Origin of the sequence: Kosakonia sp. BYX6, assembly GCF_038449125.1 — a bacterium.
Classification (GTDB): Bacteria; Pseudomonadota; Gammaproteobacteria; order Enterobacterales; family Enterobacteriaceae; genus Kosakonia; species Kosakonia calanthes.
The window spans coordinates 739,337-758,076 of record NZ_CP151800.1; the positions used below are offsets into that span (position 1 = coordinate 739,337).

Below are 18,740 nucleotides of genomic sequence, written 5' to 3' on the forward strand. Positions count from 1 at the left end.
ATGTGACATAACCATAAGTGCGAAGCCATGGCTCAGGAAATTGAATTAAAGTTTATCGTGAAGAACGACAGCGTGGAAACGCTTCGTCAACATCTCCATACGCTGACCGAAGAACATATCGCGTCCAGCCAATTACTCAACATCTACTACGAGACGCCGGATAACTGGCTACGCAGCCACGATATGGGGCTGCGTATCCGCGGATTTAACGGCCAGTATGAGATGACAATGAAAATCGCCGGTCGCGTGATTGGCGGTTTACATCAGCGCCCGGAATACAATATTCCGCTCGAAAACCCCGAACTTGACCTTTCGCGCTTTCCAAACGAAGTGTGGCCGGAAGGCGTGTTAGCGGCGGATTTACAGTCGCGCGCTCGCCCGCTGTTCAGCACCGATTTCTACCGTGAAAAATGGCTGATCACTGTCGGCGACAGCCGTATTGAGATTGCCCTTGATTTAGGTGAAGTGAAAGCGGGGGAGTTTGTTGAGCCGATTTGTGAACTGGAGCTGGAGCTGTTAAGCGGCGATCCGGCGGATATCCTCAAGCTCGCGCGTCAATTGCTCACCCTTTCCGGGCTGCGTCAGGGAAGCCTGAGCAAAGCGGCGCGCGGCTACCATCTGGCACAGGGCAATGCGCTGCGTGAACCTCGCCCGACCACCTTTTTGCAACTCGCGCCCAAAGCGACGGTTGAACAGGCGTTCACCGCCGCGCTCGAGCTGGCGCTTTCGCAATGGCAATACCATGAAGAGTTATGGGTACGCGGTAACGACGCGGCGAGGCTTGATGTACTGCGTGCCATTGCGTTACTGCGCCATACGCTGACGCTATTCGGCGGGATTGTACCGCGCAAAGCGAGCGCTCACTTACGCGATCTGCTAACCCAAGCCGAAGCGACCATGACGTCGGCGGTTTCCGCTTCGACTGCCCTGTGGAGCACGCAATCGGCGATGGCGAAACTGGTGCTGACCGAGTGGTTAATCACCCACGGTTGGCGCGCGTTTCTGGATGAAAAAGCGCAGGCGAAATTCGCCGACTCCTTTAAGCGCTTCGCCGATGTGCATCTCTCGCGCTGCGCGTCCGAACTGAAAAAAACCTTCGCTCAACCGCTTGGCGACAGCTACCGCGATCAGTTGCCGCGTTTGGCGCGGGATATCGACTGCACACTTCTGCTGGGCGGCTATTACGATCGCGCACTGGCGACAGCGTGGCTGGATAACTGGCAAGGGCTGCATTACGCCATTGAAACTCGCCAGCGAGTCGAGATTGAGCACTTTCGTAATACCGCAATCACCCAAGAGCCGTTCTGGCTGCACAGCGGGAAACGCTAACTAAAGGATCTTGCAATGCCGAACGCTTCGCCGTTATCGCAGCACTGGCAAACTGTACTTTCCCGCCTGCCGGAAGCGCTAACCGCGCAGCCGCTGAGTTCGCAGGCGCAGTCAGTGCTCACTTTTAGTGATTTTGTTCAGGACAGCATCGTTGCCAACCCTGAGTGGCTGGGCGAACTGGAAAGTGCGCCGCCCACGTCTGGTGAGTGGCAGCACTACGCGATATGGCTACAAATCGCGCTGCAAGCGGTAACGGATGAAGTGTCTTTGATGCGCACGCTCAGGCAGTTTCGCCGTAGGGTGATGGTGCGCATCGCTTGGGCGCAGGCGCTTGGGTTAGTGGAAGAAGAGGATATCCTGCAACAGTTGAGTGTGCTGGCGGAAACGTTGATTGTCGCCGCGCGGGACTGGTTGTATGACGCCTGCTGTCGCGAATGGGGAACGCCGTGCAACCCGGATGGCGTGGCCCAGCCAATGCTGGTACTCGGTATGGGCAAGCTGGGCGGCGGCGAGCTCAATTTCTCCTCCGACATCGATTTGATCTTCGCCTGGCCGGAAAACGGCGTGACCCGTGGCGGGCGACGCGAGCTGGATAACGCGCAGTTTTTCACTCGCCTGGGACAGCGGTTAATTAAAGTGCTGGATCAGCCGACGCAGGATGGCTTCGTTTACCGTGTCGATATGCGCTTGCGCCCGTTTGGCGACAGCGGCCCACTGGTACTGAGTTTTGCCGCGCTGGAGGATTATTACCAGGAGCAGGGGCGCGACTGGGAGCGTTACGCGATGGTGAAAGCGCGCATTATGGGCGATAACGACAGCGCGCATGCCAGGGAGTTGCGAGCGATGCTGCGGCCGTTCATTTTCCGCCGTTACATTGATTTCAGCGTTATCCAGTCACTGCGCAATATGAAAGGCATGATTGCCCGCGAAGTGCGCCGCCGTGGTCTGAAAGACAACATCAAACTGGGCGCGGGCGGTATTCGCGAAATCGAATTTATCGTGCAGGTTTTCCAGTTGATTCGCGGCGGGCGTGAACCGGCGCTGCAATCCCGCTCGCTGTTGCCCACGTTAGCGGCCATCGACCAGCTTCATCTGTTACCCGAAGGGGATGCCAGCACGCTTCGTGAAGCCTATCTCTGGCTGCGACGGCTGGAAAACTTACTGCAAAGCATTAATGACGAACAAACACAGACGCTGCCGGGCGATGAGCTGAACCGCGCGCGCCTTGCCTGGGGAATGGGCACGGAGAGTTGGGACGCGCTCAGCAGCCAGCTTGAGGCGCATATGGCCGCCGTGCGCCGCATTTTCAATGAGCTTATCGGCGATGATGAAACGGACGCGTCCGATGATGCGCTTTCCGAACACTGGCGTGAGCTATGGCAGGATGCTTTGCAGGAAGAGGACACTACGCCGGTGCTGGTGCATCTCAGCGATGAGGATCGCCGTCGCGTGGTGGCGCTGATTGCGGATTTTCGCAATGAGCTGGATAAACGCACCATCGGCCAGCGTGGCCGCCAGGTGCTCGATCATTTGATGCCGCATCTGCTGAGCGACGTCTGCTCGCGTGACGACGCGCCGGTGCCGTTGTCGCGCCTGACGCCGCTGTTGACCGGCATTATTACGCGCACCACCTATCTTGAACTGCTAAGCGAATTCCCCGGTGCGTTGAAGCACCTGATTTCGCTCTGCGCCGCTTCGCCCATGGTCGCCAGCCAATTGGCGCGCTACCCGATTCTGCTTGATGAGCTGCTCGACCCGAACACGCTTTATCAACCGACGGCGATGAACGCCTATCGTGACGAGTTGCGCCAGTATCTGCTGCGCGTGCCGGAAGAGGATGAAGAGCAGCAACTGGAAGCGCTGCGCCAGTTTAAACAGGCGCAATTGCTACGCGTGGCGGCGGCAGATATCGCTGGAACCTTGCCGGTCATGAAGGTGAGCGATCATTTAACCTGGCTTGCCGAAGCAATTATTGATGCCGTGGTGCAGCAAGCCTGGGGGCAAATGGTCGCGCGTTACGGCCAACCCACGCATCTCAACGATCGTGAAGGGCGCGGTTTCGCCGTGGTGGGCTACGGCAAACTGGGGGGCTGGGAACTGGGTTACAGTTCGGATCTCGACCTGGTGTTTTTGCATGACTGCCCGGTGGAAGTGATGACCGACGGCAAGCGGGAAATCGATGGCCGCCAGTTCTATCTGCGCCTGGCGCAACGCATCATGCACCTGTTCAGCACCCGCACGTCGTCCGGCATTCTCTATGAAGTGGACGCGCGTCTGCGCCCCTCCGGCGCGGCAGGCATGCTGGTAACCACCACCGAATCCTTCGCCGATTACCAGAAAAACGAAGCCTGGACGTGGGAACATCAGGCGCTGGCTCGCGCCCGCGTGGTGTATGGCGATCCGCAATTGACCGCCGAGTTTGATGCGATTCGCCGCGATGTGTTGATGACGCCGCGCGACGATGACACGCTGCAAACGGAAGTGCGCGAAATGCGCGAAAAGATGCTCGCCCATCTCGGCAACAAGCACAAAGATCGCTTCGATCTGAAAACCGATGAAGGCGGCATCACTGACATTGAGTTTATCGCGCAATACCTGGTGCTGCGTTACGCGCACGAAAAACCGAAGCTGACGCGTTGGTCGGATAACGTGCGCATTCTGGAAGGGCTGGCGCAAAACGACATTATGGATGAGCAGGAAGCGCAGGCGCTGACGCGCGCTTACACCACACTGCGCGATGAGTTGCACCATTTGGCGTTGCAAGAGTTGCCGGGAAATGTGGCGCTTTCCTGCTTTGCCGCCGAACGCCAGCTTATCAAAACCAGCTGGGACAAGTGGCTGGTGGAACCGTGCGCCCCGGCGTAAGTGTGGTATCATCGCGCGCAAATTTTGTATCTCTCAGGAGACAGGAATGAAAGTTACGCTGCCAGAGTTTAAGCAAGCGGGTGTCATGGTCGTGGGCGATGTGATGCTGGACCGTTACTGGTACGGGCCAACCAGCCGCATCTCCCCGGAAGCGCCGGTACCGGTCGTCAAAGTCGACACGATTGAAGAGCGTCCGGGCGGCGCGGCGAACGTGGCGATGAACATCGCTTCACTGGGCGCAACAGCGCGCCTGGTGGGTCTGACGGGCATTGACGACGCGGCGCGCGCGCTGAGCCAGGCGCTGGCGGATGTTAACGTTCATTGTGACTTCGTTTCTGTTCCCACTCACCCGACCATCACCAAGCTGCGCGTGCTGTCTCGTAACCAGCAGTTAATCCGCCTGGATTTTGAAGAAGGTTTCGAAGGCGTTGATCCGCAGCCGATGCATGAACGCATCAGCCAGGCGCTGGGTTCTATCGGCGCGCTGGTGCTCTCCGATTACGCCAAAGGCGCGCTGACCAGCGTACAGCAGATGATCGCGCTGGCGCGCAAAGCGGGCGTTCCGGTGCTTATCGACCCGAAAGGCACTGATTTTGAACGCTATCGCGGGGCGACACTGTTGACGCCGAACTTGTCTGAGTTCGAAGCTGTTGCCGGGAAATGCAAAAGCGAAGATGAAATTGTTGAACGCGGCATGAAAGTGATCGCCGATTACGATCTTTCCGCGTTGCTGGTCACCCGCTCCGAACAGGGGATGACGCTGTTGCAGCCGGGCAAAGCACCGCTGCATATGCCAACGCAAGCGCAGGAAGTCTATGACGTAACCGGCGCAGGCGATACGGTGATTGGCGTGCTGGCGGCAACGCTTGCCGCAGGTAATTCTCTGGAAGAAGCCTGTTACTTCGCTAACGCCGCCGCAGGCGTCGTGGTCGGCAAACTCGGTACCTCTACCGTTTCGCCGATCGAGCTGGAAAACGCGGTGCGCGGGCGCGCCGAAACGGGCTTCGGTGTGATGAGCGAAGACGAGCTGAAAGTGGCCGTTGCCGCCGCACGTAAGCGCGGTGAGAAAGTGGTGATGACCAACGGCGTTTTCGACATCCTGCATGCCGGACACGTCTCTTACCTGGCGAACGCGCGCAAGCTGGGCGATCGCCTGATTGTGGCGGTCAACAGCGATGCTTCCACCAAACGTCTGAAAGGCGAAACCCGCCCGGTGAACCCGCTCGAGCAACGCATGATCGTGCTGAGCGCGCTGGAAGCGGTGGATTGGGTGGTGTCGTTTGAAGAAGATACGCCGCAGCGCCTGATTGCCGGTATCCTGCCGGATCTGCTGGTGAAAGGCGGCGATTACAAGCCGGATCAGATTGCTGGCAGCGAAGAGGTTTGGGCCAACGGCGGTGACGTGCTGGTGCTCAACTTTGAAGACGGCTGTTCAACCACCAACATCATCAAAAAGATCCAGAAAGACAGCCACTAAACCTGGCCGTTGCAATGAAAATGCCCTCTTCGCGAGGGCAGTTCAGATTGCTGATAAAGGGTTGTGCAGCGTTTATGCCGGGTGGCGGCTACGCTTTACCCGGCCTACAAAATCTGCAATATCAATGCGTTGAGAAATCCTTGAGTAGGCCTGATAAGCGAAGCGCCATCAGGCAGCGGATTCGCCATCAGTCTCTAATGCCCTCTGCGCGAGGGCATTTTTGCGATCTCTTAATGAGAACTATTGGTTCGCCGCGGGTGTTTCGGTATCGACATCCACCGGCGCCGGGCTGGTTTCATTCGCCGCGGGCGCTTCAATGGTTTCCTCTGCGGCTTTGAGTGGTTCGGCCAGCGCGGCCAGTGAGCCACCGGTAATGCCAATCTCTTTCAGTAGCGAGTCAATCAGCGGCGCCTGCGCACGGTAAGAGAGCGCGGCAGAGAGCGCCTGTTCCGCCAGGTTGCCACCACCACCCGCGCTTAAGTTGGCACCTTGTGCCACTGTGCCGCCACGGTTGAGGCCATCGACCTGCACAATCTTAATGCCATCAATAGACTTCATCGGTTCAACGGATTTCTCAATTACCGCTGGCAGCGTTTGCAGCAGCGCCAGTTTGAACTTCAGGCTGGTCTGCTCGTTGGAAAGCACGTTAATGGCGTCGTTCAGCGCGCGTTGCGCTTCCGCTTCCGCCAGGCCTTTTTTCCGTGCCGCTTCTGCCAGTTCCACAATCGCGGCCGCTTGCAGTTCCGCCGCCTCTTTTTCCGCTTTCGCGCGTACTGTCAGCTCAACCGCTTTGGTTTCTGCATCCTGCGCGGCGGCAATCAATGCCACCTGTTTCGCACGATCCGCTTCGGCGGTCTGGCGCATCGTTTCAACGTTCTGCTGTGCGCGCACGGCATCGGTCTGCGCATCGCTGGCGCGGGCTTCGGCCTGTGATTGCTGTTCAGATTTGGCGGCAATGGCGATGGATTTGGTCTGGTTAGCGATTTCGGTAACCTGTTGCTGCTCGATCTCTTTAATGCGGATTTCGCGGTCGGCTTCGACTTTGCGCGTTTTCACCGCCTGCTCGCGTTCGATCTCGCTTTCCTGAATCTGGCGCTCGGCAAAAATACGCGTTTGTTCCGCTTCACGGCGGCGCTCGGCTTCAAAAGAGGTGATTTTGGCGTTCTGCTCGGCGGAGCGGGTTTTCACCTGCTGCTCCTGCTCCAGCGTCATAAACGCTTCCTGCTGCTCAATTTCCAGCTTACGCGCCAGCGCGTCGCGGTTTTTCTCGCGCACGGCAACTTCGACATCCTGCTCAACTTCGTTGCGCTCGCGACGGCGGCGTTCCGTCTCCTGCGTCAGCTTGGTCAAACCTTCCGCATCAAAGGCGTTATTGGGGTTGAAGTGCTCTTTCGACGTCTGGTTGAAGTTGGTCAGTGAAACGCTTTCCAGTTCCAGGCCGTTTTTCGTCAAATCTTCGGCAACAGTGTTTTGCACGCCCTGGACAAAGTTTTCACGTGTGTCCTGTAATTCGTACATGGTCATTTGCGCGGCGGTGGAGCGCAGCGCATCGACAAACTTGTCTTCCACGAGCATGCGCAGATCTTCCGGCGACAGCGTGCGTTGGCCCAAGGTTTGCGCGGCCGTCGCGATGCCTTCAACGGTCGGTTTAACCCTGACGAAAAACGCGACTACCACATCCACACGCATACGATCTTTGGTGATCAGGCTGTCGATGGTGGAACGGCTGACTTCAAGCTTCAGCGTGTTCATATTGATGGGGACAATTTCATGGAAGATCGGCATCACAATTGCGCCACCGCTCATCACCACTTTTTGCCCGCCAAGCCCGGTTCGCACAAATGCCTGTTCAGCCGATGCGCGGCGGTAAAGCCGCGCGAAAATAATCCCCACCACCAAAATAACGATCGCCGCGACGATAGCGGAAAATACTCCCGAAGGGAGTGAATTAATCATACTTTCCATTGTTGTTGTTCCTTGGAATTACAAATGATTTGGCCACGGATTCAGTTCGGCTAAATAACGACTGGGCGATATTTGGCAAATGATGAGCACCTTGTCGCCTTTGTTAAATGCTTTACCGTCCTCGGGCTCTAACAGTAAATAATGCGTTTGCCCAAATTCGTCGGTGAATTTCCCTTCGCAAGGGCGGCCCGCGCTGGCGGAATGGCCGGTGACTATCGCCATCTTGCCAATAAAATCATTTTCGGTAATGGCGCTGGTTTCATCAGTTGGCAGCCATGGCGCAATCGCCCGGCCGGTGTAATGCACGGCAACCCCTGCAATAATCAGGCAGACCGGTGCCAACAGCAGGTTGCTCAGCGGCGTTTGCCACAGCGTTACCCAGCCATGCTGAAGAAGAATCCCAAGCAGGCCGAAATAACCCGCGAGCAGGCATAAAACAATGAGGGAAGGGATTCGTCCGATATTCAAATAATGCAGAACTTGCCCGGTGTTGCCAGTGGTTAAAAAGTCAGAATCGCTGATATGGGCATCAAGCGCGCCGGAAAGCAGGCTACCGAAAATAAGAGAGATGATTTCCAACAGGCCGATAAATATGACGAGTGAAATGGCAAATAAATAGGGGGAGTTATAGCCGGAAAATAAATGCATCCTTCGCTTTCTGTACCTCAATATCCAGGTCATCCTTCCTGAACCATGCTAGCGTGTGCACATTTTGTATGCAAAGCATAATTGCCCATTATTATTGGTGGTTATTTAATAAGGAAGGATAACTCAGAGGTAGAGAAGAGCAGGGATAACAACGGGCCTTGCGGCCCGTGGTGATTAAGGTTGTTCGTCGACCGGGGGAATAGCTGGAGCGGGTTTCACTTCGGCGGCAGGGCTGCGGTTTTCCAGCTCATTCAGGCGCTGTTCAAGCAACGCCAGTTTTTCGCGGGTGCGCAGCAGCACTTGCGTTTGCACGTCAAACTCTTCACGGCTGACCAGATCGAGGCGGGTTAATTGTGCCTGCAAAGTCTGGCGAATCTTCTTCTCAACGTCTTCCCCGAGCTCACGGATCCCTTTCGGCATGGATTCGTGAACCTGTCGCGCAATCTGTTCAATTTTCTTCGGATCAATCATTTTGGGTTCCCTGCTCGGATAGGCTCAACTAGTCATTGTAGTGTGATAAACCCGGGTGATAAACCACAATTGTTTAAAGCGAATGCATTGCCGTAGGTTATCAATAGCGCTATAGTTACCCCGCTTATTCTCAGGGCGGGGCGAAATTCCCCACCGGCGGTAAATCAGCGAACGCTGAAAGCCCGCGAGCGCTTCAAATCCACGTTTGAAGGTCAGCAGATCCGGTGTAATTCCGGGGCCGACGGTTAAAGTCCGGATGGGAGAGAGTAACGATTCTGCCGGGCAATAGTGCCCGCTCGCGTTATTTTTTTGCCGCTATGCGACACTCCTAAGACTGCCCTGATTCTGGTAACCATAACTTTATTGAGGTCTTTTACCATGAATCAGACGCTGCTTTCTTCTTTTGGCACGCCTTTCCAACGCGTTGAACACGCGCTTTCCGCTTTGCGTGAAGGTCGCGGTGTGATGGTGCTCGATGACGAGGATCGTGAAAACGAAGGCGACATGATTTTTGCCGCCGAAACCATGACCGTTGAGCAAATGGCGCTGACCATTCGTCACGGTAGTGGGATTGTTTGCCTGTGCCTGACCGACGAACGCCGTCAACAACTCGACCTGCCAATGATGGTCGAGAACAACACCAGCGCTTACGGTACCGGTTTTACCGTGACCATCGAAGCGGCGCATGGCGTGACTACCGGCGTTTCTGCCGCTGACCGCCTGACCACCGTTCGTGCCGCGATTGCCGATAATGCAAAACCGTCCGACCTGAACCGTCCTGGCCACGTTTTCCCGCTGCGCGCGCAGCAGGGCGGCGTGCTGACTCGTGGCGGTCATACTGAAGCGACCATTGATTTAGTGACGCTGGCAGGGTTTAAACCGGCCGGCGTCCTTTGCGAATTAACCAATGACGATGGTTCCATGGCGCGCGCGCCGGAGTGCATCGCGTTTGCTAAGCAGCAGAACATGGCGGTAGTGACAATCGAAGACCTGGTTGCCTATCGCCAGGAACATGAGCGTAAAGCCAGCTAACGTTCACCGTTAACGAAACGAAATCCGATGCCAATGGCGTCGGATTTTTTTTGCCTGTTCCAGGTCAAAGTTTGTTGCGCTTCCTCAGCTCGCGCATTGATATTTCAGGGGGCTACTTATAAAGTGGTAGCCGCTGTGGCGAAGGTTAACCACACCTAACTCATTCAATTTGCGAAGATTTATATTGGAGGCAATGTGTTCATTTCATGGTATTGGCTTCTGGCGATTGTCGTGCTGGTTGCCGGTTATATCCACGTACTCAAACGTCATTGCAAAGCCTGCCGTCACGACCGGGAAGCGATTTATAAGGGTTATCAACGCGTGCTTGAAGAATTAAAAAAGAGACGTAACGTTGGGCAAAGAGATTGAACGCGGCTGCTAGTTCGCAGCCGCTTTTATTAACCGCCAAATCCCATCGCTTGCAAAGCCACCAGACTTAGTCCCATCACCGACATGCCGCACAGCACGCCATAGCTTGGGTTGTTATTCGGATCGATCTCTTTGGCCAGCGGCATTAACTCATCCACCGACAGCGCCACCATAATGCCCGCGACGGTCGCCATAATTGCCGCCATCACCACGGGCGAAACCAGGCTTCCCAGAATCAACCACGCCAGCACGCCGCCGAGGATTTCCGCCAGTCCCGAAATCCCTGCCCAGAACACCGCGCTGCGTTTAGAGCCGGTTGCGGCATACACCGGACCGGCAACGGCAAGTCCTTCAGGAATATTGTGCAATGCCACCGCAAGCGCGATACCGAAGCCGAGTTCCAGATCGTTGCTGGCGGTAACATAGGTGGCGATCCCTTCGGGGAAGTTGTGCAGGCTGATGCCGAGTGTCAGCAGGATCGCGGTGCGGCGGATGCCGCGCGGGAAGGTGCGCTGCGTGCCTTGCATCAAATCTTGCGCGTGTGCATGAGGCAACATGCGATCCAGCGCGAAGTAGCCCAACAATCCCACCACAAACATGCCGTAACCCAACATCGGCGACATATTCTCTGTCGCCAACGCGGCGGGCAACATTTCCATTAATGAAATAAGCAGCATGATCCCGGCGGCAAAACCGAGCGAAAACGCCAGTACACGGTTCGAGGGTTTCTGGCCGATCACGCCCAGGATTGCGCCGATAAAGGTCGCGGCACCTGCCAATATGGTCAGAGTCAAAGGTACTGACATCCATTACTCCTTTTGATAATGATTCTCATTAATGTAAGTTTTCATCACCTGAAAAGCGAGGCGGGCGCATGACTTTTACGTATTCCTTACATTCAAAATAACTGATGATCTTCATCATGCTTATCTGAGTTCTTCGCCCCGTGAAAAAGCGTACCCTAACTTTATCAAATTGACACACTCAGTAAGGATATCCTTATGTCCGTACCTCGCATGCCCGCCCTGTTTCTGGGCCACGGAAGCCCAATGAATGTTCTGGAAGACAACGTCTATACCCGCGCCTGGCGCGAGTTGGGCGAAACATTGCCACGCCCGAAAGCGATTGTGGTGGTTTCCGCGCACTGGTTTACCCGTGGTACTGGTGTCACGGCGATGGAAGCACCGCAGACGATCCATGATTTCGGCGGTTTCCCGCAGGCGTTGTACGACACGCATTATCCTGCTCCGGGTTCGCCAGAACTGGCGCAGCAGCTCGTTGAACTGCTGGCACCGATTCCGGTAACGCTCGACAAAGAAGCCTGGGGTTTTGACCACGGTTCGTGGGGCGTGCTGATCAAGATGTACCCGAATGCCGATATTCCGATGGTGCAACTCAGTATCGACAGCACCAAACCGGCGGCCTGGCATGTTGAAATGGGACGCAAACTGGCGAAACTGCGTGATAAAGGCGTGATGTTAGTTGCCAGCGGCAACGTGGTGCACAACTTGCGCACCGCGCGCTGGCATGGTGAAAACACGCCATACCCGTGGGCAACCTCGTTCAATGAGTTTGTGAAGGAGAATCTGACATGGCGTGGGCCGGTTGAGCAGCATCCGCTGGTCAACTATCTCGACCACGAAGGTGGCTCACTCTCTAACCCGACGCCGGATCACTTCCTGCCGCTGCTGTATATGCTTGGCGCGTGGGACGGCAAAGAACCTGTGTCGATCCCGGTGGACGGCATCGAGATGGGATCGTTGAGTATGCTTTCGGTACAGGTGGGTTAAAGGGATGGCGCGCAATGCGCCATCGTTTTCCTGAAAAGAGAAAAATTCGAGAGAGATCCCAAAAAATCACGCCTGAAATACGGTTTTTTTGAAAATAAAAAGAGCTTCGCTGCAAAAATGAAACGCCGTGCTGAATTTAACCGCTTTTTGTGAACACCATCGTCGCAATAACCCTTCCGAGTGACTACTCTTCTGAGTGTCTAATTCGTACACATACTCATAAAAACTATCCGAAGTTATGCCACGAACGTTCTGTTCGCGGTTGGTCTTATTTTTCTAAAAATTAAACCCTCTGGAGACCCGGAAATATGAACTCAGCAAAAACCTTACTGAAAGTCTGTATTAGTTCCGCTCTGCTGTTTATTTCCCACGCCACTCTCGCCCAAACCTTTCGCGCCGCTGATGTTCACCCCGCTGACTACCCAAATGTCGTGGCGGTAAAACATATGGGCGAAAAGTTAAGTAAGGCAACAGACGGACGCCTGGATATTAAGACCTTTCCCGGCGGCGTATTAGGTGATGAGAAGCAAGTTATTGAGCAGGCGCAAATTGGTGCCATCGATATTATCCGCGTCTCAATGACGCCCGTGGCAGCGATATTGCCGGAAATTAACGTCTTTACGCTGCCCTATATATTTCGCGATGAAGACCATATGCACAAAGTGCTCGATGGCATGATTGGCCAGGAGATTGGCAATCGGCTGTCGGAAAGTAGCAAATCACGGCTGATTTTCCTCGGCTGGATGGATGCCGGCACGCGTAACCTGATCACCAAAGCGCCGGTAACAAAAGCTGAAGATCTAAAAGGCATGAAGATCCGCGTGCAGGGCAGCCCGATTGCGCTGGATACCTTAAAAGCCATGGGTGCTAACTCGGTGGCGATGGGCGTCAGCGAAGTGTTTAGCGGCATGCAAACCGGGGTGATCGATGGCACCGAAAATAACCCACCGACATTTGTGGCGCATAACTATTTGCCGGTAGTGAAGAATTACACCTGGAGTAAACACTTCATTATTCCCGAGCTGTTTTTATTCTCGAAAGCGAAATGGGACAAGCTGAAAAAAGAGGATCAGGCATTGATCCTGAAACTGGCGAAAGAGGCGCAGGTCGAGCAGCGTGAATTGTGGAAAAGCTATAACGAAAAATCCCTCGAAGCGATGAAAGCGGGCGGTGTGCAATTCCATGAAATGGACACCACGGCGTTTTATGAGGCAACACAATCGGTGCGCGATAAATACGGTAAAGATCATCAGGACTTGATTACGCGTATTCAGGAAGTGCAATAACTACTGCCGGGCAGGTCTTCCTGCCCGATTGCAACCTTCACCGGGAAAACTGCTATGGCGGAACGCTATTCGTCGTTGATGGATATTCTGTATCGAATATCGATGTGGATTTCAGGCCTGGCGCTGTTAATTATGGTGGCGATTATTCCGGTGGGCATTTTCGCCCGCTATGTCATGAACAGCGCATTATCCTGGCCGGAACCGGTCGCCATTATTTGTATGGTGACGTTCACCTTTATTGGCGCTGCCGTAAGCTACCGCGCCGGTTCCCATATCGCGGTCAGTATGGTGACGGATCGGTTAAGTGAACCGCTGCGTAAAATCTGCTTTGTGGTGGCCGATCTCATGCTGATGGCAATCAGCCTGTTTATTCTTTGGTATAGCGGTGTTTTGTGCGCCGAACTGTGGGAGCAGCCGGTCGCGGAATTCCCGCTGTTTACCGCCGGAGAAAGCTATTTACCGCTGCCGATCGGTTCAGCCATCACCCTTTTGTTCATTGTCGAAAAAATGCTTTTTGGCGCGCAATACCACCGCCCGGTGGTGATGCTGGGCTCGTCGAGCTGATTTCCAGTAAGGAACCTTTATGGATGCGTTTATTCTGGTCTTTACGTTAGCCATCATGCTGGCGGTGGGTGTGCCGGTCGCTTATGCCGTGGGTATCAGCGCAGTGTTGGGCGCGTGGTATATCGATATTCCGCTGGAAGCGGTGATGATCCAGTTAACCAATGGCGTCAATAAATTCTCGCTGTTGGCGATTCCTTTCTTCATCCTCGCCGGCGCGATTATGGCCGAAGGCGGTATTGCCCGCAGGCTGGTCAACTTCGCCTATATCTTTGTTGGCTTTATTCGCGGCGGCCTGTCGCTGGTCAACATTGTCGCGTCGACCTTTTTTGGCGCGATCTCAGGTTCGTCGGTTGCCGACACCGCCTCGATCGGTTCGGTGATGATCCCGGAGATGGACAAAAAAGGCTATCCGCGGGATTTCGCCGCAGCGGTCACCGCCAGCGGTTCCGTGCAGGCGATCCTTACACCGCCAAGCCATAACTCGGTTATCTATTCCCTGGCGACCGGTGGCACGGTGTCCATTGCCGCGCTGTTTATCGCCGGGATTTTGCCGGGTTTACTGCTGAGTTTTACCCTGATGGTGATGTGCGTCGCGTTTGCCCATAAACGCGGTTACCCGAAAGGGGAGCGCGTACCGTTTCGCCAGGCGTTGAAGATTTTCGTCGATACGCTGTGGGGATTGATGACGGTGGTGATCATCATGGGCGGCATTCTGTCCGGTATTTTTACCGCTACAGAATCGGCGGCGATCGCCTGTCTGTGGGCCTTTTTCGTCACCATGTTTATCTACCGTGATTACAAATGGTCGGAACTGCCGAAGCTGATGTATCGCACCGTGAAAACGGTGACCATCGTGATGATCCTGATCGGTTTTGCCGCCGCGTTTGGCGCCATCATGACCTATATGCAGCTGCCTGCGCGCATCACGGAAGCGTTCACCAGTATTTCGGATAACAAGTACGTCATCCTAATGTGCATTAACATCATGCTGCTGCTGATTGGCACGTTGATGGATATGGCGCCGCTGATCCTGATCCTTACGCCCGTGTTGCTGCCGGTGACCAATGCGTTGGGTATCGATCCGGTGCATTTTGGCATGATCATGCTGGTGAACCTGGGGATTGGATTGATTACGCCGCCGGTAGGGTCGGTGCTGTTTGTGGCCAGCGCGGTCAGTAAGCAGAAGATCGAGCAGGTGGTGAAGGCGATGCTGCCGTTTTACGCGATCCTGTTCGTCGTGCTGATGTTGGTAACGTACATTCCGGCAATTTCGTTGTTTCTGCCAAAACTGTTTGGGGTGCTTTGATTGGTTCTGGATTGCCGGATGGCGCTGCGCTTATCCGGCCTACAGAATGAGAAAACCCGGCGCTGAAGGCCGGGTTTTTGTTTTATTCGACGAAGATATGCGGATAAAAGCGGGAGAGATCTTGGGTGATCAGCGCCCGGTCTTCGCGGATGCCGATCCCGGCGGGCTGATCGTTGATAAGCCAACTGCCAATCAACGTATAGCTGTCGCCAAACTTCGGCAGCGGGTAAAACTCCTGCACAATCATCCCCTCTTCGCCGTAGGGCCCCTCAACGGCTTCAACCGTTTTGCCATTCTCAATGATCGACACATTCGCGCCTTCACGGGAAAAAATCGGCTTAACGACGTATTTTTCCATTGCGGGGTGATCGTCTTCGGCGAAATACGCTGGCAACAGATTCGGATGATCCGGGAACATTTCCCACAGCATCGGCAGCAACGCTTTGTTGGAGATAATGCTCTTCCAGGCCGGTTCCAACCAGCGCACACCGGCGTCTTCCAGCTTGGTGGAGAACATCTCACGCAGCATGTATTCCCACGGATAAAGCTTGAACAGATTGCCGATGACCTGATCCTGCAAGTCCGAAAACTGGCCCTTTTCCCCCAGACCGATGTCTTCGATGTAGAGGAACTCCGACGCCAGTTCCGCTTCCGCTGCGCAATCTTGCAGATATTGCACGGTCCCGCGATCTTCAACGGTGTCGCGACAGCAGGTGAAATGCAGTAACTGGAAGCCGTGTTGCTCGCGCAATTCAGCGAAACGCGCGATCAGCTTCTCTTGCAGGCTGTTGAACTGATCGCTGCCTTCCGCCAGGTTGCCAGCGTTGAGCTGATCTTCCAGCCAAATCCACTGGAAGAATGCTGCTTCATACAGCGAGGTGGGTGTATCGGCGTTATTTTCCAGAAGTTTGGGGTCACCGACGCCATCCCACGCCAGATCGAGGCGTGAATAGAGTGAAGGTTGATGCGTGGCCCACGACTGGCGCACAAAGCTCCAGGTGTGTTTCGGGATGCGAAACTTCGCCATCAGCTCATCGCTGGCGACCACTTTCTCGACCACTTTCAGGCACATTTGGTGCAGTTCAGCGGTAACGTCTTCCAGCTTCTCAACCTGCGCGAGCGTCAGCTTGTAATACGCCTCTTCACACCAGTAAGGCTCGCCATACATGGTGTGAAAATTGAAGCCATACTCCGTGGCTTTTTCGCGCCAGTCCGGGCGCTCGGTAATACTGATTCTTTCCATGAGGATCAGCCGCCCATTGAGCGGGTGGAAGAGCCTGTCGCGCTGCGCTGCATGGTGTTCTGCTTCGCGACTGACTCACCAAAACCACCGCGGGTGACTGTGGTGGTGGTCGCCGGTTTCGGCGCCATCGCGGTTTTCGGCACTGTCGTCGTGCGGCCTGGTTGCGCGGCACCATAGCCTTTGCCGGACGCATCGGTGTACTGACCATAAGCCGGGCTTGCCGGGTTACGCGAGCTAAACAGCGGTTGCTGGGCAAAGCCCGCGCCGCCGCCCATCATACGGCCCATCATGTAACCGGCCATCAGCGGCATCCAGAAACTGCCGCCGGACTGCTGCGCCTGGGCCTGGTTTTCCGGCGCCATACCTGCCTGAACAGGTGCAGCCTGGCACTGGCCTTCGCCAAACTCGGCAACGCAATCTTCACGCGTCGCGTATTTCGGCGCGGTACGTTCGGCTTCTTTCAGGGCATTGTTATAGGCGGTGGTGCACTCGGCACTTTTACCAGGATTCGCGGATGAGCAATCGTCGGCGTTCTGGTACATGGAAACTGTTTCGTCACTTTGTTCACAGCCTGACAGCATAAACACGGCGGTCACCGCTAATGCGACAGGTGTCAGATGGCGCGCGCCCCAGCTTTTGCGGAACGTCGCGTGTTGAATGTTTTTTGTCCGTTTCATTTTTATCTTCCTGGACCCCAAAGGTAGAAATAGATGCCAAGAATAGAGGATGGGTGGTTGAAATTAAAGCGAGGAAAGGAGGCCTTTACGTTGCCTTACGTAAAAACGGGGGCTGGATGCCCCCGTTGTGCAAAAGTAACGATTAACGATTAACGATTGGCGCTGGTGCGCGCTGCGGCAGGTTGCGTGTTAGCGCCCATGTTATCCACGCTCGCTTGCTGCTGCGGGTTTTCCGGTGCCACACTTTCCGGCGCGGTAGAGATCGATTTGCCCAGCGCGTTGTTAAGCGCCAGCAGATCTTGCTCGTTCAGAGAACCCAGCGCTTGTTTGATATTCAGCTGGTTAATCAGGTAGTTATAACGTGCGCTCGAAAGCTGTTGTTTCGCGTTATACAGCGTAGTGGTCGCATCCAGCACATCAACAATGGTACGCGTACCCACGGAGTAACCGGCTTCCATCGCATCCAATGAGCTTTGCGCAGACACAACGGCCTGTTTGTAAGCGTTGATGCTGCTGATGGACGCATTCACGTTATTGAAGGAGGAACGGACGGTCTGCACGACGCTGCGGTGCGCGCTTTCCAGTTGCTCGCTCGCGCCGACAAAGTTGTACTGCGCCTGTTTCACCTGCGAATTCACCTGACCACCCTGGTACAGCGGCAGGGAGAAGCTCAGGCCAACTTTGTTCTGACCCACGTCAGAATCATTATATTGCGCGCTGTCACGGGTTCTGGAGCCGCTGTAAGAGGTGTTGGACACGCCCGTTGAGGCGGTTAAATCCAACGTCGGCAGGTGACCATCCTGAGCCTGACGAATTTGCTCGCGTGCCAGATCCTGGTTCAGACGCGCTTGCAGCAGCGTCAGGTTGCGGTTTTCCGCTTCCTTCAGCAGCGTGTTAACGGCCTGCGGTTTGTCGGTTTTGAAGCTGTCGACATTCAGTGATGCCAGCTCCGGATAATAATTGCCGGTCACCTGGCGCAGGGCTTCCACTGCGTTATCCAGTTCGTTACGGGCGGTCACTTCATTTGCCAGTACGGTGTCGTATTGTGAGCGGGCGTTTTGCACGTCAGTAATGGCAACCAGACCCACGTTGAAACGTTGCGTGGTTTGGTCCAACTGACGATAAATAGATTGTTTCTGTGCTTCAGTGTAGGAGAGCGTATCGATGGCGCTCAGTACGTTGAAGTAGGCGGTTGCCGTGTTCAGCATCAATGTTTGCTGATCGGTCTGCCAGGTGACATCCTGAATACCGGCCGTTTTTTCCTGCAATGTCAGCGCACGCCATTTCGACATATCAAAAATGGATTGCGTTAATTGCAGGGTACCACTGGTCACGTTTGAGTCCACACCCTGGCTATCACGAAAGCCGTTGGTATAGGTGTAATCTGCCCCCAAACCGAGCTGCGGCAGTAACGGGCTGCGCGCTTCATTGATCTTTTCGAAAGCGGCATCGCGGTCGGCGGCGGATTTACGCAGATCCGGGTTGCTTAAACGCGCCTGCTGATAAACCTGTAGCAGGTTTTCTGCCTGGCTCATAGCGCTGAAACCGGTCAGGCTCAGGCCGATAAGGAGGGGGAGCAATTTCTTCATTTGCATTCCTTGTTGTGAAGCAACATAAGCGCTGGTCTAAATTGGAAAAAATAATCGCCGATTCTACCAGAAAGACGCACCGCGAAAGCTTGGCGTTACGTGCCATCGGCATAAATTTGCACCAATCTA

At 55.0% G+C, this 18,740-nt stretch carries 15 protein-coding genes and 1 riboswitch; of the genes, 8 read left to right on the forward strand and 7 right to left on the reverse strand.

The features are described 5' to 3' along the window. Positions 1 to 27 precede the first annotated feature (27 nt). From AAEY27_RS03475 to hldE, 3 genes are read left to right on the forward strand one after another with little or no spacing between them, the layout of a single operon-like run. Positions 28 to 1,329, forward strand: coding sequence for an inorganic triphosphatase (locus tag AAEY27_RS03475; RefSeq protein WP_342323530.1), 1,302 nt, complete (start codon positions 28 to 30; stop codon positions 1,327 to 1,329). A gap of 15 nt (positions 1,330 to 1,344) precedes the next feature. Then, the gene (glnE, locus tag AAEY27_RS03480) at positions 1,345 to 4,194 is read left to right on the forward strand and encodes a bifunctional [glutamate--ammonia ligase]-adenylyl-L-tyrosine phosphorylase/[glutamate--ammonia-ligase] adenylyltransferase (protein ID WP_342323531.1); all 2,850 of its coding nucleotides are present in this window, start codon (positions 1,345 to 1,347) and stop codon (positions 4,192 to 4,194) included. 46 nt (positions 4,195 to 4,240) lie between these two features. Further along, a complete protein-coding gene (gene hldE, locus AAEY27_RS03485; protein WP_342323532.1) occupies positions 4,241 to 5,671 on the forward strand; it encodes a bifunctional D-glycero-beta-D-manno-heptose-7-phosphate kinase/D-glycero-beta-D-manno-heptose 1-phosphate adenylyltransferase HldE in 1,431 nt (476 codons plus the stop codon). A 240-nt stretch (positions 5,672 to 5,911) separates the two neighbouring features. Here the strand turns inward: hldE and AAEY27_RS03490 are convergent, their stop codons facing one another. The 3 genes from AAEY27_RS03490 to ubiK all read right to left on the reverse strand — a co-directional run bounded on the left by AAEY27_RS03490 (position 5,912) and on the right by ubiK (position 8,755). Further along, positions 5,912 to 7,636, reverse strand: coding sequence for a flotillin family protein (locus AAEY27_RS03490; RefSeq protein WP_342323533.1), 1,725 nt, complete (start codon positions 7,634 to 7,636; stop codon positions 5,912 to 5,914). Positions 7,637 to 7,654: 18 nt separating this feature from the next. Beyond that, the gene (locus tag AAEY27_RS03495; protein WP_342325453.1) at positions 7,655 to 8,284 is read right to left on the reverse strand and encodes an OB-fold-containig protein; all 630 of its coding nucleotides are present in this window, start codon (positions 8,282 to 8,284) and stop codon (positions 7,655 to 7,657) included. Between the two features lie 174 nt (positions 8,285 to 8,458). Then, positions 8,459 to 8,755, reverse strand: a complete 297-nt coding sequence (gene ubiK, locus AAEY27_RS03500) for a ubiquinone biosynthesis accessory factor UbiK (RefSeq protein ID WP_342323534.1) — start codon at positions 8,753 to 8,755, stop codon at positions 8,459 to 8,461. Between the two features lie 122 nt (positions 8,756 to 8,877). Beyond that, positions 8,878 to 9,027, forward strand: a riboswitch (FMN riboswitch). A gap of 106 nt (positions 9,028 to 9,133) precedes the next feature. On the opposite strand from ubiK, the gene ribB reads away from it, so the two are divergent. Beyond that, a complete protein-coding gene (gene ribB, locus AAEY27_RS03505) occupies positions 9,134 to 9,787 on the forward strand; it encodes a 3,4-dihydroxy-2-butanone-4-phosphate synthase (protein ID WP_342323535.1) in 654 nt (217 codons plus the stop codon). A gap of 398 nt (positions 9,788 to 10,185) precedes the next feature. Here the strand turns inward: ribB and zupT are convergent, their stop codons facing one another. After that, positions 10,186 to 10,962 carry a zinc transporter ZupT gene (gene zupT / locus AAEY27_RS03510; RefSeq protein ID WP_342323536.1) on the reverse strand — a complete coding sequence of 259 codons (777 nt, stop codon included), beginning with the start codon at positions 10,960 to 10,962 and terminating at the stop codon, positions 10,186 to 10,188. 195 nt (positions 10,963 to 11,157) lie between these two features. On the opposite strand from zupT, the gene ygiD reads away from it, so the two are divergent. The 4 genes from ygiD to AAEY27_RS03530 all read left to right on the forward strand — a co-directional run bounded on the left by ygiD (position 11,158) and on the right by AAEY27_RS03530 (position 15,102). Beyond that, positions 11,158 to 11,946 (forward strand): 4,5-DOPA dioxygenase extradiol, encoded by a 789-nt coding sequence (gene ygiD, locus AAEY27_RS03515; RefSeq protein ID WP_342323537.1) that lies wholly within the window; start codon positions 11,158 to 11,160, stop codon positions 11,944 to 11,946. 308 nt (positions 11,947 to 12,254) lie between these two features. Further along, the gene (locus AAEY27_RS03520) at positions 12,255 to 13,232 is read left to right on the forward strand and encodes a TRAP transporter substrate-binding protein (RefSeq protein ID WP_342323538.1); all 978 of its coding nucleotides are present in this window, start codon (positions 12,255 to 12,257) and stop codon (positions 13,230 to 13,232) included. A 54-nt stretch (positions 13,233 to 13,286) separates the two neighbouring features. Then, the gene (locus AAEY27_RS03525) at positions 13,287 to 13,796 is read left to right on the forward strand and encodes a TRAP transporter small permease (RefSeq protein ID WP_342323539.1); all 510 of its coding nucleotides are present in this window, start codon (positions 13,287 to 13,289) and stop codon (positions 13,794 to 13,796) included. Positions 13,797 to 13,815: 19 nt separating this feature from the next. Next, a complete protein-coding gene (locus AAEY27_RS03530) occupies positions 13,816 to 15,102 on the forward strand; it encodes a TRAP transporter large permease (RefSeq protein WP_342323540.1) in 1,287 nt (428 codons plus the stop codon). A gap of 82 nt (positions 15,103 to 15,184) precedes the next feature. On the opposite strand, the gene AAEY27_RS03535 is transcribed toward AAEY27_RS03530, so the two are convergent. The 3 genes from AAEY27_RS03535 to tolC form a co-directional block, all read right to left on the reverse strand. Continuing rightward, a complete protein-coding gene (locus AAEY27_RS03535) occupies positions 15,185 to 16,345 on the reverse strand; it encodes a glutathionylspermidine synthase family protein (RefSeq protein ID WP_342323541.1) in 1,161 nt (386 codons plus the stop codon). Between the two features lie 5 nt (positions 16,346 to 16,350). Then, positions 16,351 to 17,022, reverse strand: coding sequence for a DUF1190 family protein (locus AAEY27_RS03540; RefSeq protein WP_342323542.1), 672 nt, complete (start codon positions 17,020 to 17,022; stop codon positions 16,351 to 16,353). 149 nt (positions 17,023 to 17,171) lie between these two features. Then, positions 17,172 to 18,611, reverse strand: coding sequence for an outer membrane channel protein TolC (tolC, locus tag AAEY27_RS03545; protein ID WP_342323543.1), 1,440 nt, complete (start codon positions 18,609 to 18,611; stop codon positions 17,172 to 17,174). Between the last annotated feature and the right edge of the window lie 129 nt (positions 18,612 to 18,740).

Coding starts and splice junctions, on each gene's coding strand:
- AAEY27_RS03475 (WP_342323530.1), top strand. CDS start 28: ATGGCTCAGGAAATTGAATTAAAGTTTATCGTGAAGAACGACAGCGTG.
- glnE (WP_342323531.1), top strand. CDS start 1,345: ATGCCGAACGCTTCGCCGTTATCGCAGCACTGGCAAACTGTACTTTCC.
- hldE (WP_342323532.1), top strand. CDS start 4,241: ATGAAAGTTACGCTGCCAGAGTTTAAGCAAGCGGGTGTCATGGTCGTG.
- AAEY27_RS03490 (WP_342323533.1), bottom strand. CDS start 7,636: ATGGAAAGTATGATTAATTCACTCCCTTCGGGAGTATTTTCCGCTATC.
- AAEY27_RS03495 (WP_342325453.1), bottom strand. CDS start 8,284: ATGCATTTATTTTCCGGCTATAACTCCCCCTATTTATTTGCCATTTCA.
- ubiK (WP_342323534.1), bottom strand. CDS start 8,755: ATGATTGATCCGAAGAAAATTGAACAGATTGCGCGACAGGTTCACGAA.
- ribB (WP_342323535.1), top strand. CDS start 9,134: ATGAATCAGACGCTGCTTTCTTCTTTTGGCACGCCTTTCCAACGCGTT.
- zupT (WP_342323536.1), bottom strand. CDS start 10,962: ATGTCAGTACCTTTGACTCTGACCATATTGGCAGGTGCCGCGACCTTT.
- ygiD (WP_342323537.1), top strand. CDS start 11,158: ATGTCCGTACCTCGCATGCCCGCCCTGTTTCTGGGCCACGGAAGCCCA.
- AAEY27_RS03520 (WP_342323538.1), top strand. CDS start 12,255: ATGAACTCAGCAAAAACCTTACTGAAAGTCTGTATTAGTTCCGCTCTG.
- AAEY27_RS03525 (WP_342323539.1), top strand. CDS start 13,287: ATGGCGGAACGCTATTCGTCGTTGATGGATATTCTGTATCGAATATCG.
- AAEY27_RS03530 (WP_342323540.1), top strand. CDS start 13,816: ATGGATGCGTTTATTCTGGTCTTTACGTTAGCCATCATGCTGGCGGTG.
- AAEY27_RS03535 (WP_342323541.1), bottom strand. CDS start 16,345: ATGGAAAGAATCAGTATTACCGAGCGCCCGGACTGGCGCGAAAAAGCC.
- AAEY27_RS03540 (WP_342323542.1), bottom strand. CDS start 17,022: ATGAAACGGACAAAAAACATTCAACACGCGACGTTCCGCAAAAGCTGG.
- tolC (WP_342323543.1), bottom strand. CDS start 18,611: ATGAAGAAATTGCTCCCCCTCCTTATCGGCCTGAGCCTGACCGGTTTC.